Raw genomic sequence first — 22,969 nt, 5'->3', positions numbered from 1 at the left:
GTCGTCACGGAGCCTCTGACCTGGGCGGCCTCGTTGGAGACGGTGTCCGCGACGAGGCCGCAGGCGGTCTGAGAAGCGTCGGTCAGCAGGGGCCGATCGTTACCGAAGAGCGGCTCGCGGGAGTCGGTGCGGGTGCGGGCTTGTCCGGCGCGCGCGCGTCGGCCAGTCGAAGGCGGCCGAGCGCTTCGGCGAGTTGTCGGCGGAGCCTGGAGTTCTTCTCGGCGGCCGGATCGCCGAGGGCAGGCGCGCGATCACTCGCGATCGGTGGCCGAGGTCCGGAATCCATCCAGTCCGAAGGTCAGCAGCCGCTCTCCCTGGGGTGGGGAGCTCTGCTCGCCCGCCCATGCCGCCGCGTTGACCAGCGCGTACAGGTCCGGGGCGGTGACATCCGGCCGTACTTCGCCGGCCGTTCGCGCCCGGGCCAGCAACTCCTCTCCGGCGGCGAGCACCGCTTTGCACGCCGCGTGCAGTTCGGAGGTTTCATCCTCGACGGCCTGCATAAGCGTGGCGCCGAGCCCTCGGTAGATCGTCGTGTGCACCATTGCCGCCCGCGCCCAGGTGGCCAGGCCATCGAAGGGTGAGCATGCGGTGAGCAGTTCAGCGCCGGTCGCAGCCAGGGCCTGCATCCGATCACCCATCAGCGCCTCTAGTAGGGCCCGGCGGGTGGGGAAGTGGCCGTAGAGCGTGCCGTTGGCCACCCCGGCCCGGCGCGCGATCGCCTCCAGGGAGAAGTCCGCGCCGTGCTCGGCGAACGCGGCCGCCGCCTCGGTCAGCAGCCGTTCGTAGTTGCGGTGTGCGTCGGCCCGCATGCGACGGCGGGGTGGCGGTGTGCCGGCGTTCATGAGCAGAACCCTCGCTTGAAAAGTTGAGACTGTCTCGATATTTTTCTCGAGACAGTCTCAACTTTACCGTTTCCGGAGGTCCCTCACATGACCACACCCGTGAATCATTCGCTCTCCTCCACCACCGCCGCGAGCAGGGCCGGCAAGCCTGTCCTGGTCGCCGGCGCCACAGGCCGACAGGGCGGAGCCACCGCCGCACGCTTGCTGGCCGACGGCTGGCCGGTCCGCGTTCTGGTCCGGGATCCCGTCGCCACGGCCGCTCGCGGACTGGCCGCAACGGGCGCCGAGCTGCTGATGGGTGACCTGGACGATCCCGGCAGTCTCAAGGCGGCCATGGCCGGCGCCTACGGCGTCTTCGCCGTCACCCCCGACGACCCGGACAGCGAACGCGAGATCCGGCGCGGCCGTCACCTGGCGGAGGCTGCGGCTGCGGCTGGCGTTGCCCACCTGGTTTTTGCCTCCGTCGGCGGTGCCGAGCGAGGCACCGGCATCTCCTACTGGGAGAGCAAGTGGGCCATCGAGCAGCACATCGCTGCCCTCGGACTGCCGGCCACCATCCTGCGACCGGTGCGCTTCATGGAGAACCACGCCATCCCCGGGCTTGAGCTGGGCGGCATCTCCGCCGACGGAGTCCTGCGCCATTTGTTCGCCCCCGATGTGCCCGTGCAACTCGTCGCCGTGAGCGACATCGGCGCCTTTGCCGCCCTCGCCTTCGCCGACCCCACTGCCTATCTCGGCCAGGCCCTGGAGCTGGCAGGCGACGAACTGACCCCCGAGGCCACCGTGCGCCTGATCAGCCGGCATCTCGGGCGCCAGATCACCTACCGGCAGGTCGCCGGCGAGGAGCTGAATCTGAGCAAGGACGCCACTCGGGCTTTCACCGCCCAACGCGGACTATGGCGCGCCGACATCCCCGCCCTACGCCACCGCCACCCGGACCTGCTGAACTTCCCAAGCTGGCTGGACCAAGGCGGCGCCGAAGCCATCGCCAGACTCCTCGAAGGCTGACCCGTCCGATCCACCAGGAACCGGTTCGGCCGCTCGTGTGCGCGTCGAACTCGGATGCCGAGGCCCTCCTCCCAGCTTGAACCACTTGACCGGAACGGCCTATCAGCCGAGCCCCGGACGCTCCGCACCAAGCTCTCCTGGGGCCCCGTCCTGAGAACGAAGCAGCAACCGCGGGGGCTGCGGGCAGGACGAAGATGCTGCTTCGCAGCAGAGTGAACGAGCAGTTCCGTACCGCAGAGGAGGCCAGCACGGCAGCGGCTGTGAAGTCGTGCGAGTCCTGCCGAAGGCGGCTTGACCAGTGCTTGGACGGGTCTGCGAGCATTTCGGGCGCGTCCCGCCCGCCGCCCCTTCCCCTGGGGTCCTTCTGTTGGGTGTCGTTTGGGTCCGGCTTTACGGTGCGGCCCGAGGTGGCCGACCGTCGATAGCGCAAACCGGGACAGTTCGCTCTCGTGTTCGGCCCGCTGGTGTGCCGGACGCGTGCCGAAGAGCCCACAGGGAAGGTTTGATCAGGACGACCTGCGCGGATGGCATCTTCGGCAGGCGCAGGCTCCGCTACGTCCCGCCCCGCATCCGATCACCGATCTGGGGCCTTATGTCAAACCGCCCGCCCGCCCCGACCCGCGCGCCGCCCGGCGGCCCGCCCGGGGCGAGGCTGCAGGAGGGCCGCGCGAGCAGGGACGGCGGTGGTCAGCTCAGCGCCAAGAAGGAGGCGAAGACGTCCGTGACCCTCTCCCCGGGGGGCAGGAACTGCATATACCCCCCGCACCCCGGCTCCTTGAAGAAGCCGATAGGGCCCTCGGTGCTGTTATACACGTCGTAGAGGCTCTGGCCGAGGTCGTGGCATTCGTAGGGGTTCGGGTTCTGGAACGTCCTCAGGTTGCTGCCGGGCATGCCGTAGCGGTCCCGGACGTAGACGTTGCCGGGTGCGGCGGAGGCCGGGGTGGCGGTGAGTGCGAGGGTCGTGGCGGCGACGGCCAGCAAGGCGGGGATGGAGCGCATGGCGGGTCCTTTCCGTAAGAAACTACCCACCCAGCATCTACGATGAGTAATGAAATGACTACTTACTGTATGTAGCATGGTTGTGTGACCGACGCCCGTCATGCTTGCCAGGGCCTACGTCGACACATTCACCAGCCAAGCACCGCCCCCGCGTCATACTGCGCGCTGCGATCGATGCCGACTACCTCAGCTACCGCTTCCCACAAGCTGGTCCTGGCCAGCGGTCTTCCCCCGGTGCGGCTGCATGACTTGAGGCATGGAGCGGCGACGCTGGCCCTGGCAGCAGGAGCTGACCTCCGTGTGGTGCAGGGCCTACTCGGACATGCCGGCATCGCGCTCACCGCCGATACGTACACGTCGGTGCTGCCCCAGCTGTATCACGACAGCGCCCGGGCCACCGCCCGGCTTGTTCTCCAAGCAGCCCGCAAGACCACCCGCAAGGTGAACAACGCACGCGCCGGCACGTGACTCACAGGTGTCTCACCGTGACTCACGATCAGACGACTCGGCTACAGAATCGCCGGAAGCTGCAGGTGGAGGTGGTAGGGCGCCCGGGGCTCGAGCGAAGAAGTCGCAGGTCGCTACCGCCAATTTCTGCACTCAGCTTCCACCGGCCGGATCGCCGATGCGGACATGCAGGTTCGTCAGCACGCGGAATTTCCAGCCGTGCACGTTGTGCGGCTGTTCGGGGTCCAGGGAGAGCCGTGGGTGATGCTCGAGTAGCACGTCCAGCAGGGCCGCGATGATGGCACCGACGACTGGGGCGGCGAGGCATGCGTGGCGGGAGTATCCGAGGCCCAGGTTGGGGAAGGGGTCCCGGTTGATGTCGAAGGTGTCTGGGTCGGTGAAGATGCTCTCGTCCCGGCCTGCCGAGGAGATGGCCGCCATGACGTTCGCTCCGGCGGGGATGATCTGTCCGGCGAGGAGCACGTCTTTGGTCGCGCGGCGGCTGAGCGCGCCGTTTGGCGACAGCCAGCGCAGCGTTTCGTGGACGGCCTTGCGGATCAGGCGCGGGTCATCGCGGATGGCCTGCATTTGCGTGGGGTGCTGGAGCAGCGCGAGCAGCGTGAGCCCGGCGCCGGCCGCCGGTTCCAGGAACGCCGAGAGGATCTCGATGAAGGTGGGCATGATGTCCTCGGCGGATCGGACGGTATCGGCCGGGCAGCCGCTGTGGAGCAGCTGTGACAGGACTGAGCCATCGGGCTGGTCTGTGGCCTGCCGGGCGAAGGGCTCGATCGTCTGGCGGATCTCGGTGGCGGCGGCCATCGCCTGTTCGTGTACGGCCGGGTCCGCCGTGAAGTTGCTCATCCCGGCGCTGAGGTTGCGGGCCCAGCGTATGAGCGTGTCGGTGTCCACGTCCGGCAGGCCGATGAAACGGGCGAGGGCGGTGCTCGCGGCGGGTTCGAAGTAGCTGGACATCAGCTCGTCCCGGCTGCTGAGCTCGCTGGCGTACGGCCGTGCGGCCTCGCGGGTGAGTGTGGTGGCCCGTTCGATGCGTTCGTGGGCGAATCGCGTGTCAACGGCGGCTCGCAGATCGGCGTGGGCGTCGCCCTCAACCTTGAGTACGGACCGTTCCCCGAATATCTGCGTGGCCAGCGAGGGGAAGGCGCTGGTGTACGACTCGTAGGCACTGAGGACCTGGCGCACGTCATCCCAGCGGGTGACCATCCACAGGTCGAGCTTCGGCAGCAGGACGACCGGCGCTTCGCGGCGGAGCCTGGCGAAGATCGGATAGGGGTCACTGCCGAGCTGGTCGAAGGTGATGGACGCGGCGAAGTCGTTCATCGACGTCACCTTCCCGTCGGCACACCCGGCTGCTCGGCGGCCGCCTCGTCGCCGCCGCGGCGAGGGCGCGGAACCGGATTGTCGCGCAGGTGCTCCACCTCGGTGCGCACGTTCGCCAGCAGTTTGGCGGCGATGTCCTGGCTGAAGCCGTTGCGGATGACGAAGCGGATGACGGCTATGTGCTCCAGGTCGGGCGGCAGGTAGTACGTCGGGGCCTGCCAGCCGTGCATCTTCAGCCGGGCGGCCAGGTCGAAGACGGTGAAACCGTCGTAGCCGGGGGCGGTCCGCACGGCGAGCACCGGCAGTTCCGAGCCGTCGGCGATGAGCGAGAGCTCGGGGAGTTTCGCGATCTCCTCACCGAGGTAGGTCGCCACGTCCCGGCAGGTCTGCTGGACGGCCCGGTAGCCCTCGAAGCCGAGCCGAAGGAAGTTGTAGTACTGCGCGACGACCGGGGCGCCGGAGCGGGAGAAGTTGAGCGTGAAGGTGTCGATGTTGCCGCCGAGCAGGTCGCAGGAGAGCACCAGGTCCTGCGGCAGGGCGTCCGGCTCCTGCCAGACGATCCAGCCGACGCCGGGGTACACCAGACCGAACTTGTGCCCCGAGGTGTTGATCGACTGCACCCGGGGAAGCCGGAAGTCCCACACCCTGTCGGGTTCCAGGAACGGGGTGATGAAGCCGCCCACGGCCGCGTCCACGTGCAGCGGTATTCTCAGCCCGCGCTCGGCCTCCAGCCGGTCCAGCTCGGCCGACATCTGCTCGATCGGGTCGTACTTGCCGCATTGCGTGGAGCCGAGCACGCCGATGACGCCGATGGTGTTGTCGTCACAGAATTCGCCGAGCCGGGCCGGGTTCAAGGTGAAGGCCGGCTCCTCGATCGGTATCCAGCGCGGCTCCACGTCCCAGTACTGGCAGAACTTCGGCCAGCAGGTGTGGACGGCAGTGCCCATCACGAGGTTGGGGTTGGCGGTGGACAGCCCGGCCGCCCGGCGCCGCTCGCGCCACTGGAACTTCATCGCCAGCGCCCCGAGCATGGCCGCCTCACTGGAGCCGCCCGTGGAACAGCCGACGCTGGAGCCGTTCGGGTCGCTCCACAGGTGATCGAGCATGTTGACGCAGCGCGCCTCGATGTCGGCCGTCTGCGGGTACTGGTCGTGGTCGACGAGGTTGCGGTCGAGGGTTTCGGCGATGAGTTCGCGGGCCTGGGGCTCCATCCAGGTCGTGCAGAAGGTGGCCAGGTTGAGCCGGGCGTTGCCGTCGAGCAGGAGTTCGTCGCGGATGAGCGCCTGGGCCGCTGTGGGATTCATCGGGCTGGCCGGCATCTTGAACCGGGGCACGCCGCCTTCCGGCACCAGCCCGTTGTAAAGGGGATTGACATCGAGTGATTCTTGCCACCGGTCGGATTCGACTCGTCTGAGCATGAGCTTCACCCCTCGAAAGAGCTTTACGCCACGTCAAACACTCACGGTAGGCAATTGTTTACTAAGAGTCAATATTGTGGCCGCGCTGACGTCCACGTGGGTGAGCGTGTGGGTGCCCGAAACTCGGCCGTCTCCAGCGGGTCGTCGGCAGTTGTTCGTGACGCCGGGCATGCTGTTGCGCTGGCACGCCCCCGCGCCACCATCTGGACCTTGGTACTTCGTCTGGCTCGGGGAGAATCCGCAGTGGGGTTAGCGGCGGATCGCCGAGGCACTCGCCGCTCTGGGAAGGCCGGCGTTGACCCAGCGCCGCGACGCGCGGGACCAGCCTGGGGTGAGTTCCTGCGTGCTCAAGCTGAACAGCAGGCCAGGAACCTGATGATCGAGCTGGGGGACAAGGTGGAGGGGGTCAGGTTCCGCCCCACCTCGCCCTCGTAGCCCCGGGTCCGTCGCTGCACCGGCCCGAGCGCATTGCCAGCGGCAACGCCGACGCGACCTCCAGATTGTTGAACAGTCCAACGATCTTTCGATAGGTGATTTTTGAAGGCTATGCACTGAACCGGATTTTTGGAGATGACGCCCATCGAGAAGGGCCCGGGCCGCGGCCGGTCAGCGAGAGGCCGTGGCGGTGTCGCGTTGCCGGGGCGCGGTGTCGCGGGGCTGGGCCTTGCGGGCGTGGCGGGCGGCTTTGAAGGGTTCGGGAAGCGGCCGGTTGGTCAGGGCGGTGAGTTTCGTGCGCAGGTCTCCGCCGATGACGTGGTCTTTGCCGGCCATGAGGGCGCGGTAGCCCTGGGCGGCGACCTGGATGCGGCTGTTCTTCTTGGCGCCGGGGCCGAAGGCGGTGTTGCCCATTCCGGCGCGGGCGTGGAAGTCGCTGTCGGTGGCGCCGGGCAGCAGCGCGGTGACGGTGACGCCGGGCGCGCGGTCCTTCATCTCTTGGCGCAGTGCCTCGGCGAACATGTACGTGAACGCGCGGGAGGGTCCGTAGACGGTCTCGTACGGGGTGGGCAGCGTCGCCGAGAGGGACGAGGTGATGAGGATTTTGCCGTTGCCGTGGTCGGCCATGTGCCGCGCGACCGGTTTGGCGAGCGCGACGACGGAGGTGACGTTGAGGGCGAGCAGGTCGAGTTCGTCGTCCAGATCGGTGTCGAGGAACGCGCCGCCGATGCTGCGCCCGGCGTTGAGCACAGCTGCTTCCAGCGGTCGGCCGGTGTCTTGGACGGCCTGCCACACCACTTGGACGCCGTCGCGTTCGGACAGGTCGGCCCGGACGGGAACGACGTGGGCGCCGTGCTGTTCGAAGTCGGCGGCGGCGCGGTCGATGCTGTCGCTGCGGCCGGTTGCGACCAGGTCGTAGCCGTTGCGGGCGAACAGCAGGGCCAGCTGGTAGCCGATACCTGCGGACGCGCCGGTCACCAGGGCGAGAGGGCGGCCGGAATTGCGGTGGTTGGTGCTCATGAGGTGCTCCTGGGGTCGTGTGCGGGATCGACCGGGTCGGCAGCGGCCTGATCGGCTGCGGGCCGGGGAAGGGGATCTGCGGCCCAGCTGGCCAGAAGGCGCCAGGCGTCCTGAGAGGACTGGTCGTCGGTCGGCAGGTAGACGAAGAGGGTCTGGTCGTCGGTGCCGGGCATGGTGAATGCCTGGTAGTCGATGCTCAGCGGCCCGACGACGGGGTGGCGGAACCGTTTGGTGCCGAAGCTGCGGTTAAGGACCTTGTGGTCGGCCCACCAACGGCGGAAGTGCTCGCTCTTCATCGACAGCTCACCCACCAGTTCGGCGGTGCGGGTGTCGTCGGGGTGGCGGCCGGCGTCCAGGCGGAGGATCGCGGTCATCTCCGAGGCGATCTTCTCCCAGTCGACGTACAGGTCGCGGGCCGCGGGGTCGAGGATGATCCACCGTGTGAGGTTCCGCTCCCGGTAGGGCATGGCGCCGGCCAGCAGCGCCTTGGCCAGCCGATTGGCGGCCAGGACGTCGCCGCGCCGCCCCAGGACGAAGGCGGCCTGGTCGGTGAGGGAATCCAGGAACCGATGCAGCCCGGAGCGGACCTTCTGCACCTGCGGCGGGCTCCGGCGGGCGGCGGGCTGGGGCCGCACGAGGTCGAACAGGTGAGCCCGCTCGGCGTCGTCCATGCCCAGCGCGCCCGCGATCGCCTCCAGCACCCCGGGCGTGGGGCTGATCTGCCGCCCCTGCTCCAGCCGCGTGTAGTAGTCGGTGCTCACCCCGGCCAGCTGAGCGACCTCCTCGCGCCGCAGGCCCGGCACCCGCCGGTAGGCACCGCGCTCGGGCAGGCCCGCCGACTTCGGGCTGATCCGGGCACGGCAGCGGCGCAGAAACTCACTCAGGTCCACATTTCGTGCCATACCTCCATGCTCCCCGCCGACCGTGCCGCGGAACGCCACGAGCCTGGGTCGCCGCGTCCTAGGAAGCCGTTGACCAGGACAGTCCTCCCCCGCTACCGGCCCTTGCCCCGCCCCTGGCCGGTGATGTCGTGGAAGAGCGGCACCCGATCGCCCCGCGGCACCCGGACCGCACCCGAACCGACCGACCTGGCGACGCCTCGCGCGCCGCCGCACGAAAGGAACTTCGCATCGTGAAGACCTGGCTCATCACTGGCTGCTCCACCGGCTTCGGCCGCTCCCTCGCTCAGGCCGTTCTGGCCCACGGAGACCAGGCAGTGATCACCGCCCGCAACGTCGAGCAGATCAAGGACCTTGCCGAGGCGGCACCCGGCCGGGCCTTGGCCCTGCCGCTGGACGTCACCGACCCCGGACAGGTCCGCGCCGCCGTCACCACGGCCCAGGAGCGGTTCGGCGGCATCGACGTCCTGGTCAACAACGCCGGCATCGGCTACTTCGCCGCTACCAAGTTCGCCGTCGAGGGCCTGACCGACTCCTTGCGCCAGGAGGTCGCGCCGCTGGGTATCAGCACGCTGCTCGTCGAGCCCGGCCCCTTCCGCACCGACTGGGCCGGGCGTTCCGCCCATGAGACGCTGCCCGAGCGGGAGATCGCCGACTACGCCGACACGGCCGGCGCGCAGCGTGCCGCGTTCCGCGCGGACACCGGCAAGGAGCCCGGCGACCCCCACTCCGCCGCCCGGGCGCTCATCACCGCCCTCGCCGCCGACACCCACCCCAGCGCCTGCTGCTGGGCGCCCCGGCGTACAGAATGGCGATCGAGCAGCTGGAGTCGATGCTCGCCGAGATCCGCGCGGGCGCCCGGGGCTCGAACCCGGAACCTACGGATTAAAAGGGGCGCATAGCACCGCAGCTAGACTGGCTGTGGGGGGCTTGCTCGGGGGGAACATGCGATGGGTACGTCAACGCTGCGTTGGGGGCTGGACCGGGCGGGTTCTTGGGTCGGTGGTCTTGGGAGGCGCTTGCGCAACCGGGTGGGGTTGCTGGCTGCCATGGTGGCCGGCCGGATAACGGTCCGGATGCTGCGGCGGGTGGGCAGTATCTCCGGTGATCTCGCTAAGATCAACATCAGCGATGAGTACGGCCAGATCGTCCAGCGGCGTGACCTGGCGCAGGTAGCGCAACTGGTCGAGAACATCAACGTGAGTCTGGACATGCTGGACCGTGAGCGGCGGTTCGCCTCCACCATCGCCCACGAGATCCGCTCCCCACTGGCCGGGATACGCGTCGCGGTGGAAGAGGCGCTTGCCGATCCTGACCGGGTCGACTACTCCGGGGTGTTCGAAGGGGTGCTACGCGGGGTGGATCGGGTGGAGGCGCTGGCCACTGATCTGCTATTGATCGCTCGCAGTCGCGCCGCCGAAATAGAGTGGGAACAGATCGACCTGTGCGAGCTGGTCAGGCGGGAAGTCGCTGTCCGGACCGACCCCGTCCCGGTTGAAGTGATCTGCACTCCCGGTGTGCTGGTCAAGGCTATGCCCACTCAGATCTGCGAGATCGTGACCAACCTGCTGGACAACGCCCAGCGCTACGCCAGACACCAGGTGCAGGTCCAAGTCGACCGCAGCGACCGCATGGCGCGACTGATGGTCCGCGATGACGGCCCCGGCGTGCCGGAGAAAGACAGGAAACGCGTCTTCGACCGGCTGTACCGGCTCAAGACCATCCCTCAGCATGGCAGTACCAGCACCGGCCTCGGCCTGGCCATCACCTGGGAAATCGTCAGAGCCCACCACGGGACCGTATGGGTCGAGCCGGCCCCTATCGGCGGGGCTTGCTTCATCGTTCAACTGCCCCTCGCGGTCCCCTCGGGACCCGAAAGCTGAGGCAGCCGGTGGCTGTCCCAAGGGGACCGGCGCGCCGTGTCCGACCAGGCGGCGGCGTCCAGTATCAGGGCCCCTGATCAGCGCTTCGCCGGGCGACGGGTCGGGCGGCCAGCGGGGACGTTCGTCGGGTGTAGGAGACGAGATGGTCGATTTCGGTGAAGCCGGCGTCGAACGGTGCCCAGGCCGGTTCCGGATCGCCCGCCGCGTACAGGGTGATCTCCGACGCTCCATGTTTGCGCAGGAGGCCGTCGGCCTCCTGGAGGAGCGCTCGTTCGAGCGTCTCGTCGGCGTGGCCGGCGTCCGCCCCGAACCACCACAGGACGCCGAGGCCGTCCGTCGGCTCTTGGGCGACGAGTTGGGCGGAGCAGTCGTCATTTCGGGCTTTGAGCCACCATCCCGGCGGAGCTTTGCTGCAGACCACCTCGACCAACGAGCATGCCATGGCATCGAGGTCACGTGGTGTGGTGCGGTGTAGGTATCGCCAGGAGTTTCGTCCGGCGAACCCGGCGCGCTCGAGTACTTTTGTGGTGACGGGTCGGCGGCCTGTCGGCAGGGCGGCGAGCCCGAGGCCGAGCGCGGCAGTGAAGGCGTGGATGATGTCCCTGCCGCCGAGCTCGCGCAGGGCGTGGGAGACGAGGGCCTCGACGACGTCCAGGATCTCCCGTCCGTGCAACCACAGGATCTGCCCGGTGCTGTCGTTGTGATGCACCGCGCAGGACACTGCGCCTATGACCCGGTCGTCCTGATCCACCAGCACGTCGGTTCTGGAGTGTTCGAGATCGGCCCAAAGGGCCGGGTCGCGCTGAGACAACCCGGACACGGCTTGGCCGAGCTTGTCGGGCGTGCACGCAGGCTGGCCGGGCAGGCGGTCGGCGTCGATCAGCGCGAGCACGGCGTCTGCGTCGGAGTCGCGGTAGCGGCGCATCCTCGTGCTCGGTATGCCGCCGTGGGCGGCCGAGTGGCAGTGGGCGAGGATCTCGTTCGCGGACAACGTGTTGCCTGTTCGTGCGGCGGTTCTCATCGCGGCGGCGGCGATGGGTCCGGTGGTGTCGGGTGGGATGACCAGGAGCAGGAAGCCGTCCTGGTTGCCGCGGATCACTCTGATCGTGTTGGGTACCGCCGGGAGGCCGCTGACGCGCAGGAACCGGCCGTCGACAAACAGGTGGGCAGGGATGCCGTCCCATGCGGCCGTGTCGAGCCGGACCCGGAGGATGGGACCGAGCCGGTCCTGGAGGATGCGGATGAGGGCGGGCAGTTCGCGCTGGAGGTCGGTGGAGTGGGGCCACCAGGCGCCGTCGAGCGTTCCGTCCCGGGTCAGCGTCGGCTCCAGGAACACCCGGGCCGGCTGGAGAGCGAGGGGCGTGACCGGTGGATGGTGGTTCGGCATCTGGCGTGCCGCCTGTCTCCGGCGTGAAAGGCCGGCTGTGCCTGAGGTGACGTCGACGCGGCTGCCGACATGCGGAATGTCCCAGGTGAATCCACCATACGCCGCCCAATCCATATCTCACGTATCGCGGTATCCGTGTAGGGGGCGTGAATGATTGTGGTGGGTGAGTGGGGGGACGAGAAGCAGTGATGGGCAGGAAGTCCAAGAATTCCGGGTACGCGGCAACACTGGTGTTGCGTATACAGGCGCGTGGTATAACCGAGGTGGGAGGGCTGCCTGCTCATCTACCCGCCTGGAACCGCGCGGTTCGCCGCAGCCTGAGCGACAGGCTTTTGCATTCAGCATAAAGTAATTTCGGGATCTAGCGGTATAATCAAAGTACCGAGGATTTTTTGAGCGTTGGCATTCAGGTCGGCGTCGCCCCCGGCGATAGACGACAGCCCTTTGAGAGGGCCCAGACAGGCCAACGATCATGAACCTCGCACTGCTTACAAATCCCGCACCGCTGAACGCCGTTGCCGACACGCACCCCGCGATCGACTCCGCGGTCCGGCTCCGGCTTGATCCCATCCTTTACCGGCGGGACGCCACAGCTGGAGTGTGGTGGCCCTACTCCCGCAACGCCGCCGCCGAACTGCCCGATCTCATTGCCGCGGTCGACCAGCGACTGAGCCGGATCACGCAGTGCGTCGGCCTGCGCGCCGATGCCTGGGACGACATCCCCTACCGTATCCCCGCTCGCGGCCGGGAGGTCAGGGTGGACTGCTTGCGTGGGGCCGATCCGCACCTGATCGTCCTGACCGTCACGGGGACCGAACCCGTCACGCTGTTGGTTGTTCCGCCCGACGCGGGACCTCACCAGGCGGCGCACTTGCTCAGCGCGTACCGGCCCGCCGAGCCCGTCGCCAGCACGCCGGAGGCCGACGCCTCGGCCGGCTGGGAGAACGAGGGCGGATTTGTCATCGAACAGGATCCACAAGACGTACCCCGCGGGCAGCGAGCCGGTCAAGCCGACCGGAAGCCACGCGCGTCTCTCCTCCGATCGGAGCATGGCGTGACCGTCACCGACGCCTTCCCGCTCGGCAGAGCCGATCCAACGGTGCCGACCACTGTCCGCCTCGCCGGCGAGATCGACATCTGCACCAGCCCGGCGCTGCGCTCGCGTCTGCTGGGCACCCTGAAGTACAGCACGAGCCTGCTCATCCTCGATCTGTCCGCGGTGTCATTCTGCGATGCCGCCGGCCTGGCCGTCCTGGTCGGCATCCAGCGCAGCGCCCGAACCATGGGTATCACCCTGGCCCTGGCCGCGCCCCGCCCAGTCATGTCCAAACTGCTGCACATTACCGGCCTGGACCGCAGCCTGCCGATGGTGTGAAGCGTGGCTTCTCTGCCACCGGGTGAAGAGGCCCGGCACTCAGAGGTTCGGAAGGCGGTCCGGAGGCCGGCGTGACCTCTGGCAGAGTCAGGACGGATCAGTTCGGGAACGGGATCACGGCCACCGGGCAGTGAACTTCGGATAGCGCAGCCTGGGTAACCACTCCCAACAGGGCGCCAGACCTCACACCGGGCCCGTGTCCTCCCAGCACGAGCAATGACGCGCCCTTGGCGGCTTCGACGATCGCCCGCGGGGGACGCTCGTCCACAAAGTCGGTCGTCACCGGCACATCTGGGTACTGGGAGGTCGGTACCGACATCACCTGCTGGAAGCGGGCCTCAGCTCCAGCGCGCATCGTCGCGGCGTCCACAAAGGGAAGTTGATCAGGCCCTGGCAGAGCTCCGGGATCCCACCAGCCGCAAATGGCCCTCACTGTCCCGCCACGCAATGCGGCCTCCTCCAGGGCGAAAGCGAACGCCGCCTGGCTGGCGGGCGAGCCGTCGATGCCGACCACGACCCGTACACTGCTCTGACCTGCCGGTTCCTCCGGCCGTACCACAATGACGGGCCTGACGCTGTAAGCGGGGACCTGCACGGCTGCTGACCCCACCCGCAGGTCCTCGAAGCCTCCTACCCCTCGGGAACCCAACACCACGAGCGCGGCCTCGTGTGCCGCATCCAACAACACCGCCGAAACCGGACCCTTGGCCAGCAACGGCCGGACCTCGACACGGGCGTCGAATCCGCGCGCGTGGTCGACACCGTTGTGCACCACGTTGGTGGCGATATTCTCGAGGTGCACCAGCACCTGCTCGCTGATGGGGCGCAAAGGGTATGGCCACTGCCAAGCGTGACAGACCAGCATGGGAAGTCGACGCAGCCGCGCCTCTTCGACCGCCCAGCGCAACGCCTGCTCACTTCCCGGCGATTCGTCGTAGCCGACCAGGATGGACCGCCTGTTGCCCTGATCGCTCATCCTGCCTCCCACGAGGGAACTTTCTGCTTCGGACGTGAGCTTGCCGGTGGGCGGAGGTGTTTCCGGTCACCCCGGCGACGATCTTACGTAGCAACAATCGGATCAGCCCTTGATGGGCGTATGTTCGCCTTCATCGACGACCTCAGCCGGACCACGCCCGGGCTCCGGTGAGAGGTTCGCCGAGGACACCGTCCGGCTGGCCAATGTCAGGGCGTGTCGTGGCAGCCCACCGCTACAGGTACTGGCCCGCCTCGGCGCTGGCTGTCTTCGACACACGCGCCGACACCACGTTGGCGAGGTTGACGACTACGCCGTTCACGTCGGTCTCACGGCCATATCTCGCCCGCATCAACACCAGGCTGCGCCGCTCGTCCATAGCATGAGCGATCGCCGCCACCGCCTCCGGCTCTCCGTCGAAGTCCCCGCTCATCACGGAGACGTCTTCGCCGCTCATCAGGTGGAATCGAATGATCAGTGCGACATTCTCAGGCACAGCCGGCTCCTTTCGCCAGAATCCGCAAGGGACCCCTGCCCAGCGTCGAACGCTGTAGGCGGCTGCCCTCCACATTCGCCTACTGTGGCGCGGATGCGGTGCCCTCCGATCAAGCTGGGATACGGAGTGACAATCACGCCACCCGCTCCGAACCGGTTTGTTTGCTCTGGTGTGGCTCCGGTCAGTGATCGGTGATGAGAGCGTCCAGGGCGGCGGCCTTGTCAGCTTCCGTGGGCAGGGCGTAGCGGCGGGTGGTGTCCAACGAGCTGTGCCCCAGCAACTCGGCAACCAGAATGGGGTCCTTGCCGTCGCGGATGAGCTGGGTGGCGAAGGTGTGGCGCAGGACGTGTGGGCTGAAGGGCTCGGTGGGGTCGTCGCCCAGGCCGATGGCGTCGCCGAGGCCGGTGATGATCTCTCGGGCTGCGCGGTCGCTCAGCCGGGCGCCGCGGTGGTTGAGGAACAGCGCGGTGTGGGTGCCGGCTCCCTTCCAGCCGGTGCGAGTTGCCAGCCAGTCGGCCAGGGCCTGGCGCAGGTCGGGGTGGACGGGCAGCAGGCGGATCTTGCCGGCGTCGCGGCCTTTTCCGCGGATGCGGAGTTCGCCTTTGCGGGCCGACAGGCGTACGTCGGTCAGGTCGAGGCCGACGACTTCGGAAATGCGCAGGCCCGCGTAGTAAGGCAGCAGGGCGATGGCCTTGTCCCGTGGGGATGCGGTGAGCTGGACGTGGCGGAGGTAGCGGCGGGCGCGCCGGGCGTCCAGGGCGCGGGGGGCGGTGCGGGGGGCGGTGCGGCGGGTGTCGCGTTCGCGGCCTGCTTGGGGCTTGCCGAGGCCTTGGCGGGCGTAGAAGTCGTCGATGGCCGACAGGTAGGTGTCGATGGTGTTGGGGGCGCGGCGGCCGTTTTTGAGGTGGCGGCGGAAGTCGCGTACCGCGCCGGTGGCGGCGACCGGGTCGTTGAGCGGGTCGCCGTTCAGGGCGCCGGCGTCGGCTTGGCCGGCCAGCCAGGCCAGGTAGCCGCGCAGCCGGGAGGCGTACTTGGTCTTGGTGGAGTCGGCCAGCGGGGCGTGCTCGAGTGCGGCGGTGTAGTCGGCCAGGACGGCGGCGTGGGGAGCGGAGAGCGGCACGGCCCGCGATCGGCTTGCGTTTCCGGAAGCTACTCCGGCCGGTTGCGTGAGCTCTGAAGGTGAGTTTCCGGAAGTCATCTACCCAGTCTACTTCCGGAATTAGGGAATTCCGGAAGTAGCCGGTAGAGTGAAGACACCGGGGTCTTTTCGAGCGTTGGCATTCAGGTCCGCGTCGCCTCTGGCGAATCACTCACCGTGGCCCCCCTTTCGGGGGCCTGGACAGGTCAGGCGACCATGACGCCGGCACTTCTTTCTCGACCCGCACCGCTCAGCTCCACCGCGCCCGCGATGCCTCGGGTCGATTCCGCGCTACGGCTCGGTCTCCACCCGGTGCTGGATCGGCGAGCCGTGGTGGACGGGGCCTGGTGGCCCTACTCCCGCGACGCGGCCGCCGAACTACCCGGCCTCATCGCCGCCGTGGACCGGCTGCTTGATCGAGTCACGCTGCGCATCGGCCTGCATCGCGACGCGTGGCAGAGCATCCCGCACCGCATCCCGGCATGCGGGCGTCAGGTTCGCATCGGCTGGTTCCGCCACACCGACCCGCGCCTGATCACTCTCATCTTCGCGGCCGGCGAGCCGGTCGTACTGCTGGTCATCCCGCCGGACACCGCCGCCGGACCTGCCGAGGCCACGCTCAAGCTCACCGCCCAGGACACCGCCGGCTTGAGCATCGACGACATTCTCACCGTCGCGCGCTTGCCGCCCAACCCCGCTGCGCCCCTGCGCGCGGACGGCCGCTGACGGCACGGGCTGCTGCGAGAACGAGGGCGGGTCGCTCATCGGCCAAGAGATGCCCTCCTCCACCAGACGGCCGTCAGCACCGGCGTGACCCGCGTGCGTCTGCCGACCGGATCGAACGGTTCCAGGACCGCCCGTTCTGGCGGCGGACCGGCTTTCCGGTCGGCAGGCATCTCAGCTCGTTTCAGCTTCTCCAAAGGAGACTTCCATGACCGTCATCGACACCGCGCCACTCGGCGTGGCCAACCCATCAAGTACGACCACCGTTCATCTGTCCGGCGAGATCGACATCTTCAGCAGCGCAGCGCTTCGCCGGCGACTGCTGAACACGCTGCACTACAGCACGAGCCTGCTCATCATCGACCTGTCGCAGGTGTCCTTCTGTGACGCCGGCGGCTTGGCCGTCCTGGTAGGCATCCAGCACCGCGCCCGGCGGATGGGCATCACCTTGGCCCTGAGGGCGCCCCGCCCGTTCATGTCCCGGCTGCTGCGCACCACCGGCCTGGACCGCGGCCTGCCGATGGTGGCGTGAGCGAGATGCGCGCCCAGGCCCCGGCTGCGGCATACGACGGGCGATCTCCGTTCCCGCACGCCCAGCAGCGCCTCAGTGTCCATGCCGGGCAGGTGGCGCTGACGGCCACGATCGTCATCGCGCCGTTCATCGCGCTGGGCGCCGGAATCTGGCTGGCGTGGGGACGTGGGGTCACCCTCACCGACCTGCTGCTGGCCGCCGTCTTCTACGTCGCGACCGGGCTGGGAGTGACGGTCGGCTTCCACCGGCTGCTGACCCACCGCTCCTTCACCGCCCGCCCCTGGCTACGCGTTATCCTGGCCGTGGCCGGGTCGATGAGCTTCCAGGGCAAGCTGATCGACTGGGTGGCCGTCCACCGCCGCCACCACGCCTTCACCGACCAGCCGGGCGACCCGCACTCCCCCTACCGCTACGGCACCGGTCCCGGCGGACAACTGCGCGGCCTTGCCCATGCCCACCTGGGCTGGCTGTTTTCCAGCGAACCCACCTCGGCCACACGGTATGCCCCCGACCTGCTGCGCAACGATCCGGCCATGCTGCGTATCTCGCGCGCCTTCCCCGCCTTGTGCGCCGCCTCCCTGCTCCTGCCGTTCGCGGCGGGCTGGGCGATCAGCGGCAGCCTCTACGGTGGGCTGACCGCGTTCATCTGGGCCGGCCTGGTCCGCATCGCCCTGCTGCAGCACGTGACCTGGAGCGTCAACTCCCTGTGCCACGTGATTGGCGAGCGGCCGCACAAAACCCGCCGCCACGACCGCTCCACCGACCTGTGGCCGCTGGCCCTGCTGTCCTTCGGGGAAAGCTGGCACAACGGCCACCACAGCCAGCCCAACTGCGCCCGGCACGGCCGCACCGGCCGCCAGATCGACCCCTCCGCCGCACTCATCAGCCTGTTCGAACGCCTGAATTGGGCCACCAACGTGCACTGGCAGCCCGCCGACGTCCTCGGCCACCAACGCACGGTGGCCGGCAAACACATGCTGCGCACCGGCACCCTCCCGGCGCGCCTGGGAGACGTTAGCCCTGGTCAGCACGCCCCAGAGAACCTCGTTCCACACAGAGAGGAGATCTATGGTGAGGGGAGGAACTCCAGGAAGGCGCCAGGGTGACAGGTGATGGTGAGCGGATGCTGGGCGGCCCGCTGGGCGCCAGTCGGCTGTGCGCCTGCCGATAATTACATCCGCCCAGGTCAGGCCCCTGTGAGCCTGAGGAGGGTTTGATCGGGCACTCGACCCGTGATGATCTTCCCGAAAAGGGAGCTTGGGAGGGGCGGTCGCCGCACCGGCACCTCGACGACCGCGCCACGTCCGCTGACCGGCAGATCGGCCAGGTATCGCTGGTGGTAGCCGTGCAAGCTGAATGGCCTGCGCTGACCATACTATACCGTATGGTATGGTACTAGTGCATCGTGAGCAATTCATTGCCCGAGGAGAGACATGTCAGCATTGCCCGATCCGGTTTGGCCGGTTGTCGTCCTAGCGATCATCCAGGTCGGTGACGCCGTCATGTGCATCAAGCCCGTTCCGTTCATCGCCCAGTGCTTCGAAGACGTGAACTGGCCGCGACGTTACTGGTGGATCATGCCCCCGCTGAAGTTCGCCGCCGCGGCCGGTCTGATCCTGGGCATCTGGCTGCCGTACCTCGGTGCCGTGACCTGTGCTGCGCTCGTCCTCTACTTCATGGTCGCCATCGCGATGCACATCGCGGCCCGAGACTTCGGCCGTAACCTCTTCCTCAACGCCACCGCCATGCTGTTGATCTGCATCGCCGTCGGCTTCTTCAGCTTCATGGCATGAAGCTCGCATGCGCCTCGGCGAGCGCGGACCGCTCCATACCTGATGGTATGTTTGCCGGATGAGTACGGCACGAGACCGGTGGTTGAACGAAGGCTTGAAGGTCCTCGCTGAAGAAGGCGCAGCAGGGATTCGAATCGACCGGATCGCCGCTCGGCTTAACCTGTCGAAAGGGTCGTTCCACCATCACTTCGATGGCGCAGAGGGATACAAGAAAGCGCTTCTCGCCCATTTCGAGCACCTATCGATCGAAACGCTCGAGAATGCAATTGCCGACGTCGGCGAGTCGGCTGGTGCCCGGGTAATTCTGGCACGGCTGACGAAACTCGTCCGCCCTGGCGGCACAGGACTCTATCGTCCAGAACTCGATATCGCAGTGCGGGCGTGGGCGACATGGGATGCGGATGTGCGTGCCGTGCAGACCCGCCTGGACGAGGCCAGACTGTCCGCACTCCAGCGGGTGTGGCGATCAGCCGTCGCCAGCGACGAGGAGGCCCGGACGGCGGCCCTGTTGCCCTACCTGCTTGCGGTTGGAGCAACTGTCGTCTTTCCTCCCGTCGACGCTGACCAGCTTCGCGACCTCTATGAAATCCTCCTACCCCTCGTACCGGATAGCTCCAGCCAGACACGGGACGGCACGACGTCACCACCGTGACGCGGCCATGCGCAGGCCCTTCCCCCTTTCCCCAGCCATGAAGGGGCATGGGCGCTGGTCAGGGCCGAAGCGTTATCAGCGGGTGGGAGACACCACGGGCTTGACGATGTTCCGCCCTGATCCCGCCGAGGCTGTGAACCCTGGTCGTCTCCCTCACTCCCGAGCCGGCGCCAGTGTGACCACGGCACCGTCGTCATAGGTTCTGCCCATCTCCGGCGCCGATCACTTCACGTCTCGTGCGGTGGTTACTGCGAGCCGGCAGGATCAGCCGGCCCGCAACCCGGATGAAGATCAGATACAGCAAACGGCAGCACACGAGGAGCGGCAAGGAGTCATGTGCTCATCTCCGTTGTCGCGGCCCTCGGGCTAGGCGCGGCCTCCGTCCCTGATGGACACGATCGAAGCGGTCTGGAACTTCTTGTGCCCCTTGCCGCCGGCCTTGACGACCGCCGTGTAGTTCTTGGTGGTCCAGCCCAGGCTGTACTTGATGTACAGCTTGCGCTTGTTGCCGCACCGGTTGCGCCAGTACACCGTCACGGACGTGTTGCCGTCTCCCCAGGACCAAGCGAAACACCCGGCGACTCCGCGGTGGACGTCCGCCGACGCCGGAGTGGCGCCGACACCGACGCCCAGACCGGCGACAACGGCGGTGGAGGCGGCGACAACGGCCGCCCGGGTCCGCAGGCTGGCCATACGAGTGATCACGGACATGAACAGTTCCTTTCTACTGTGCTCAGGTCGCCTCGCCGAGCTGTGGATTCAGCCCGCCGGACCGGCGTGCCCGGGGACGTCGACGGCAGGGACGACGCCTCCGACGGCCGACAGGACGGAGGCGACACCGACAGCCGCGACGGTTGGCGGGCTGAATCACCCCCCGTTGGGAGTCCCTTCGCAGGGCCAAGATGTGACGCCGTGAGCGTGGACGTCACACCGATGATCGCGGCGACGTGCCGGCGGGGATGTCCACCACCCTGCCATCGGATGGCCGCCAATCCCAGCGAACTTTGTCCAGGCTCCGTCCAAGGATCGGGCTTGGACATTGGACGGAGCCGGTGGGAGGAAGAGAAAGGCGCCACCGCCAGCCACCGGTAGTCGACACACGAGGAAGGTGAACAGGACATGGAGACGCAGGGTCCCAGGAAGCGACGAGGACGACAGCCGACTCGGCCCGATCCCGACTCAGGAACGACAGAGGCGTTCGCCGACAAGCTGGTGCAACTGAAGCAGGCGGCCGGCGACCCGTCCTACGCGGAGATGGCCTCCCGGCTCGGTGCGGCGGCCTCGAAGTCGTCCCTGGCCAGCGCCGCACAAGGACGCAAGTTTCCAACGTGGGAGACAACCTGGGAGTACGTCCGGGTCCTGGCGGTCGACCGCCTGGGCGGCGACCCGGAGAAGACCCGGCAGGAGTGGCGGGACCTCTGGGAGCGTGCCAGGGCGGACAGTTCCCCTGCCGGCATGGGCACCGTCGACGGGACGCAGGACGAGGCGCCGCCGTTTGACGCGGGGACGGATCCGGCTCTCCCACCCCGGCCTGCGCAGCGCAGCCGTCTCCTCTTCTACGTGGTGGCCGCGGCCACGATGGCGGTGGCTGGAGCGGTGTTCTTCACGCTGGCCACGAAGGTGCTCCGAAACAATCCTCCACCCTCAGAGCCGATGATGAGCCCGGCTCCCGTGGACAACTCCGAATTCGTGGCCGACGTCACATACCCGGACGGTTCGAAAGTGCGGCCGGGCTCTTCCTTCAAGAAGGTATGGAGAATTCACAACACAGGAACGGTCGCCTGGGAGGGCCGGTTTCTGGCACGTGTCAACAAGTCACCGTGCCGGTCGCAGGAAAAGGTGGCCATACCTTCGACGGCGCCCGGCCAGACCGTGGACATCGCGGTGCGGGTGAAGGCGCCGGATAGGCCTGGGAGCTGCCACATCTACTGGAAGATGACCGATGCGCAGGGTCGAGTGCTGTTCCCGCTCAAACGCGGGGTGTTCCTCGACGTCCAAGTGGGCCCGTCCTGACCTGCGATTTCATTTGTCCAACCACGCTTTGGACGGGCTCTGGACAAAGATTCCTTGGTCGGCTGGAGGGCCGGGTGTCAGCATGGTGGCCAAGGCGCGATACGGCACCTTTCCCATTCAGACGCACGAATATCCGACCACGGGAGAAACGAAGATGACCAAGGTAATGCGTTCGCTGGCCGTCGGCGTCGGCGTCGGCGCGATTTCCGTACTGATGTCGATCGGCGGCGGAGTTGCGCAGGCGGCGGCCTCCTCCACGTTCACGGCAAGCGGAGCGAGGGTGGTATGCAATGCCCCCGGCACTGGCAACACGACCGTTTGGGGAAAGTGCTGGAACAAGGGGAACAGAACCGGTAAGGCTCGCCTGGTGTTCTGGTGCAAAAATATGATCGGCAATGGTTCGCAGCAGAAGAGCACCGGCTGGAAGAGCATCAGGCCCGGCAAGACGGTCAAGTTCGTGGGTGAGTGCACGTTCAAGGCCCGCAACCCTGCCTTCCACATTCGCTGACCTCACGCGGGTTCCGCGTCACTTGGTGACATCGAACGCTGCGCGCATGCCCGCGGCCTAATGCCCCGGAAAGTTGCACAGCAGTTCGTACCGTCCAGAGTGCTCCGTGAGCGTCACCCAGCCCACGGAGCCCGGCGCGATGCCCTGGCCCTCGCCTCCGCCGCAGTTGCGCGACGCCTCGCCGAGGCTGCCCGTCTCGCTCACGCGAGCATCGGATCCCGTCGGCCGCTTCCCGATGGCCTGCCCCTTCGCGAGCGACAGCACGACGAGTTCGTGGGCCAGGGTGCCCGTGCTGGACGCGTGGAACGATACGGTGCCCTCCGGGACCTTGCCCGGGGTCACCGTCACGCCCATCGGCCCGGACGTCGTGTCGGTCAGCTTCACGTCCACCACCTTGCCCGGCAGCGGCGGAGGGGGCACTGTTCGGCGACGCGTGCGATGGATGCCGTCGAGAACTCCTGGATCGATGCCTGCTCTGGAACGAGCGCCATCTACGGCATGCCTTGCGCGAGTATGAGGAGTTCTACAACCGGCATCGGGCCCATCAAGCTCTGGACCAGGCGACTTCACTCCGCGCCGTCCCGTCCGCCCACCGGGATTTCCGCATCCACTGCCGTGAACACGCGGGCGCCGCCACGTCCGTCCAGCTCGATGCGTTCCACCGGGCGCAGGACCTCGCGGCCATCACGCCCAGCGCGAGCGGCAGTGCCGGTGACCCACCCCGGACCAGCCAGTGCGTCCCGACCACCGCGATCGCCAGGACGGCGATACCCATTTGAGTGAGCCAGGGGTACGACCAGAGCGTGTCCTCGGTCATCAACAAGGGGCCGCCCACGCCAGCATCGCCACTGCCGTCAGTGGCAGCAGAGCCACCCACCAGGGACGGCGGGCCGGTGGGGCGTCGCCGTGGAAGCCCACCAGCGCGGCCAGCACCGGCACCGCCACGAGCAGCACGGAGGACGCTCCCATCAGGTAGGAACCGTGGATGTTGACCAGGGACAGGGACCAGGCGCCGCCCAGCGCCGCAGTCACCTTGGCCAGCCGGGCGCGCCGGAAGGCCACTCCGAGCACCGCGACGAGCCGCACTGTC

At 67.8% G+C, this 22,969-nt stretch carries 25 protein-coding genes; 12 read left to right on the top strand and 13 right to left on the bottom strand.

What is annotated here, in order from left to right:
* Nucleotides 1–251: 251 nt before the first annotated feature.
* Entirely contained in the window at nucleotides 252–842 is a 591-nt protein-coding gene (locus H4W80_RS32390) for a TetR/AcrR family transcriptional regulator (protein ID WP_192788544.1), read from the bottom strand.
* Between the two features lie 87 nt (nucleotides 843–929).
* On the opposite strand from H4W80_RS32390, the gene H4W80_RS32385 reads away from it, so the two are divergent.
* Nucleotides 930–1,850 (top strand): NmrA/HSCARG family protein, encoded by a 921-nt coding sequence (locus H4W80_RS32385; protein WP_192788543.1) that lies wholly within the window; start codon nucleotides 930–932, stop codon nucleotides 1,848–1,850.
* Nucleotides 1,851–2,537: 687 nt separating this feature from the next.
* Here H4W80_RS32385 and H4W80_RS32380 read toward each other — a convergent pair.
* Nucleotides 2,538–2,849, bottom strand: a complete 312-nt coding sequence (locus tag H4W80_RS32380) for a hypothetical protein (protein WP_192788542.1) — start codon at nucleotides 2,847–2,849, stop codon at nucleotides 2,538–2,540.
* Nucleotides 2,850–3,083: 234 nt separating this feature from the next.
* On the opposite strand from H4W80_RS32380, the gene H4W80_RS32375 reads away from it, so the two are divergent.
* The gene (locus H4W80_RS32375; protein WP_378526738.1) at nucleotides 3,084–3,317 is read left to right on the top strand and encodes a tyrosine-type recombinase/integrase; all 234 of its coding nucleotides are present in this window, start codon (nucleotides 3,084–3,086) and stop codon (nucleotides 3,315–3,317) included.
* A 132-nt stretch (nucleotides 3,318–3,449) separates the two neighbouring features.
* Here the strand turns inward: H4W80_RS32375 and H4W80_RS32370 are convergent, their stop codons facing one another.
* The 4 genes from H4W80_RS32370 to H4W80_RS32355 all read right to left on the bottom strand — a co-directional run bounded on the left by H4W80_RS32370 (nucleotide 3,450) and on the right by H4W80_RS32355 (nucleotide 8,409).
* On the bottom strand, nucleotides 3,450–4,634 hold the full coding sequence (locus H4W80_RS32370; protein WP_192788541.1) for a cytochrome P450: 1,185 nt from the start codon (nucleotides 4,632–4,634) through the stop codon (nucleotides 3,450–3,452).
* Nucleotides 4,635–4,639: 5 nt separating this feature from the next.
* Nucleotides 4,640–6,052, bottom strand: a complete 1,413-nt coding sequence (gad, locus tag H4W80_RS32365) for a glutamate decarboxylase (protein ID WP_192788540.1) — start codon at nucleotides 6,050–6,052, stop codon at nucleotides 4,640–4,642.
* Nucleotides 6,053–6,658: 606 nt separating this feature from the next.
* The gene (locus tag H4W80_RS32360; protein ID WP_192788539.1) at nucleotides 6,659–7,507 is read right to left on the bottom strand and encodes an SDR family NAD(P)-dependent oxidoreductase; all 849 of its coding nucleotides are present in this window, start codon (nucleotides 7,505–7,507) and stop codon (nucleotides 6,659–6,661) included.
* The gene (locus H4W80_RS32355; RefSeq protein ID WP_192788538.1) at nucleotides 7,504–8,409 is read right to left on the bottom strand and encodes a helix-turn-helix transcriptional regulator; all 906 of its coding nucleotides are present in this window, start codon (nucleotides 8,407–8,409) and stop codon (nucleotides 7,504–7,506) included. The genes H4W80_RS32360 and H4W80_RS32355 overlap by 4 nt, the downstream gene beginning before the upstream one ends.
* 230 nt (nucleotides 8,410–8,639) lie before the next feature.
* On the opposite strand from H4W80_RS32355, the gene H4W80_RS32350 reads away from it, so the two are divergent.
* Nucleotides 8,640–9,308 carry an SDR family NAD(P)-dependent oxidoreductase gene (locus H4W80_RS32350; RefSeq protein WP_318787166.1) on the top strand — a complete coding sequence of 223 codons (669 nt, stop codon included), beginning with the start codon at nucleotides 8,640–8,642 and terminating at the stop codon, nucleotides 9,306–9,308.
* Between the two features lie 117 nt (nucleotides 9,309–9,425).
* Nucleotides 9,426–10,289 carry a sensor histidine kinase gene (locus H4W80_RS32345; RefSeq protein WP_192788537.1) on the top strand — a complete coding sequence of 288 codons (864 nt, stop codon included), beginning with the start codon at nucleotides 9,426–9,428 and terminating at the stop codon, nucleotides 10,287–10,289.
* 64 nt (nucleotides 10,290–10,353) lie between these two features.
* Here the strand turns inward: H4W80_RS32345 and H4W80_RS32340 are convergent, their stop codons facing one another.
* Entirely contained in the window at nucleotides 10,354–11,676 is a 1,323-nt protein-coding gene (locus H4W80_RS32340) for a DUF5994 family protein (RefSeq protein WP_192788536.1), read from the bottom strand.
* A gap of 472 nt (nucleotides 11,677–12,148) precedes the next feature.
* Here H4W80_RS32340 and H4W80_RS32335 point away from each other — a divergent pair, with 472 nt between their 5' ends.
* Nucleotides 12,149–13,051, top strand: coding sequence for an STAS domain-containing protein (locus tag H4W80_RS32335; RefSeq protein WP_192788535.1), 903 nt, complete (start codon nucleotides 12,149–12,151; stop codon nucleotides 13,049–13,051).
* A 97-nt stretch (nucleotides 13,052–13,148) separates the two neighbouring features.
* Here the strand turns inward: H4W80_RS32335 and H4W80_RS32330 are convergent, their stop codons facing one another.
* The 3 genes from H4W80_RS32330 to H4W80_RS32320 all read right to left on the bottom strand — a co-directional run bounded on the left by H4W80_RS32330 (nucleotide 13,149) and on the right by H4W80_RS32320 (nucleotide 15,640).
* On the bottom strand, nucleotides 13,149–14,027 hold the full coding sequence (locus H4W80_RS32330) for a universal stress protein (protein WP_192788534.1): 879 nt from the start codon (nucleotides 14,025–14,027) through the stop codon (nucleotides 13,149–13,151).
* 232 nt (nucleotides 14,028–14,259) lie between these two features.
* On the bottom strand, nucleotides 14,260–14,520 hold the full coding sequence (locus tag H4W80_RS32325) for a hypothetical protein (protein WP_192788533.1): 261 nt from the start codon (nucleotides 14,518–14,520) through the stop codon (nucleotides 14,260–14,262).
* A gap of 181 nt (nucleotides 14,521–14,701) precedes the next feature.
* Nucleotides 14,702–15,640, bottom strand: coding sequence for a tyrosine-type recombinase/integrase (locus H4W80_RS32320; RefSeq protein WP_192788532.1), 939 nt, complete (start codon nucleotides 15,638–15,640; stop codon nucleotides 14,702–14,704).
* 288 nt (nucleotides 15,641–15,928) lie between these two features.
* Here H4W80_RS32320 and H4W80_RS32315 point away from each other — a divergent pair, with 288 nt between their 5' ends.
* The 5 genes from H4W80_RS32315 (at nucleotide 15,929) to H4W80_RS32295 (ending at nucleotide 19,358) form a co-directional block, all read left to right on the top strand.
* Nucleotides 15,929–16,384, top strand: coding sequence for a DUF5994 family protein (locus tag H4W80_RS32315; protein WP_192788531.1), 456 nt, complete (start codon nucleotides 15,929–15,931; stop codon nucleotides 16,382–16,384).
* Between the two features lie 205 nt (nucleotides 16,385–16,589).
* Nucleotides 16,590–16,913, top strand: a complete 324-nt coding sequence (locus H4W80_RS32310; RefSeq protein WP_192788530.1) for an STAS domain-containing protein — start codon at nucleotides 16,590–16,592, stop codon at nucleotides 16,911–16,913.
* A gap of 5 nt (nucleotides 16,914–16,918) precedes the next feature.
* Nucleotides 16,919–18,019 (top strand): acyl-CoA desaturase, encoded by a 1,101-nt coding sequence (locus tag H4W80_RS32305; RefSeq protein WP_192793863.1) that lies wholly within the window; start codon nucleotides 16,919–16,921, stop codon nucleotides 18,017–18,019.
* 327 nt (nucleotides 18,020–18,346) lie between these two features.
* Nucleotides 18,347–18,706: a DoxX family protein gene (locus H4W80_RS32300; protein ID WP_192788529.1), complete on the top strand. Its 360-nt coding sequence runs from the start codon at nucleotides 18,347–18,349 to the stop codon at nucleotides 18,704–18,706.
* Nucleotides 18,707–18,764: 58 nt separating this feature from the next.
* The gene (locus H4W80_RS32295) at nucleotides 18,765–19,358 is read left to right on the top strand and encodes a TetR/AcrR family transcriptional regulator (protein ID WP_192788528.1); all 594 of its coding nucleotides are present in this window, start codon (nucleotides 18,765–18,767) and stop codon (nucleotides 19,356–19,358) included.
* A gap of 366 nt (nucleotides 19,359–19,724) precedes the next feature.
* Here H4W80_RS32295 and H4W80_RS32290 read toward each other — a convergent pair whose 3' ends face one another.
* Nucleotides 19,725–20,069, bottom strand: coding sequence for a hypothetical protein (locus H4W80_RS32290; RefSeq protein ID WP_192788527.1), 345 nt, complete (start codon nucleotides 20,067–20,069; stop codon nucleotides 19,725–19,727).
* Between the two features lie 543 nt (nucleotides 20,070–20,612).
* Here H4W80_RS32290 and H4W80_RS32285 point away from each other — a divergent pair.
* Both H4W80_RS32285 and H4W80_RS32280 read left to right on the top strand, forming a co-directional pair.
* Nucleotides 20,613–21,371, top strand: a complete 759-nt coding sequence (locus tag H4W80_RS32285) for an NBR1-Ig-like domain-containing protein (protein ID WP_225963792.1) — start codon at nucleotides 20,613–20,615, stop codon at nucleotides 21,369–21,371.
* 82 nt (nucleotides 21,372–21,453) lie between these two features.
* Nucleotides 21,454–21,879 carry a hypothetical protein gene (locus H4W80_RS32280; RefSeq protein WP_192788525.1) on the top strand — a complete coding sequence of 142 codons (426 nt, stop codon included), beginning with the start codon at nucleotides 21,454–21,456 and terminating at the stop codon, nucleotides 21,877–21,879.
* 57 nt (nucleotides 21,880–21,936) lie between these two features.
* Here H4W80_RS32280 and H4W80_RS32275 read toward each other — a convergent pair whose 3' ends face one another.
* The gene (locus H4W80_RS32275; RefSeq protein ID WP_192788524.1) at nucleotides 21,937–22,263 is read right to left on the bottom strand and encodes a hypothetical protein; all 327 of its coding nucleotides are present in this window, start codon (nucleotides 22,261–22,263) and stop codon (nucleotides 21,937–21,939) included.
* A 432-nt stretch (nucleotides 22,264–22,695) separates the two neighbouring features.
* Complete coding sequence (locus H4W80_RS32270; protein WP_192788523.1) at nucleotides 22,696–22,965, bottom strand: hypothetical protein; 270 nt, start codon at nucleotides 22,963–22,965, stop codon at nucleotides 22,696–22,698.
* Nucleotides 22,966–22,969: the final 4 nt, after the last annotated feature.

Origin of the sequence: Nonomuraea angiospora (assembly GCF_014873145.1) — a bacterium.
In the GTDB taxonomy this organism is placed as follows: Bacteria; Actinomycetota; Actinomycetes; order Streptosporangiales; family Streptosporangiaceae; genus Nonomuraea; species Nonomuraea angiospora.
The sequence above is the reverse complement of the archived record's forward strand: the minus strand, read 5'-3'. Positions and strand labels throughout refer to the sequence as shown.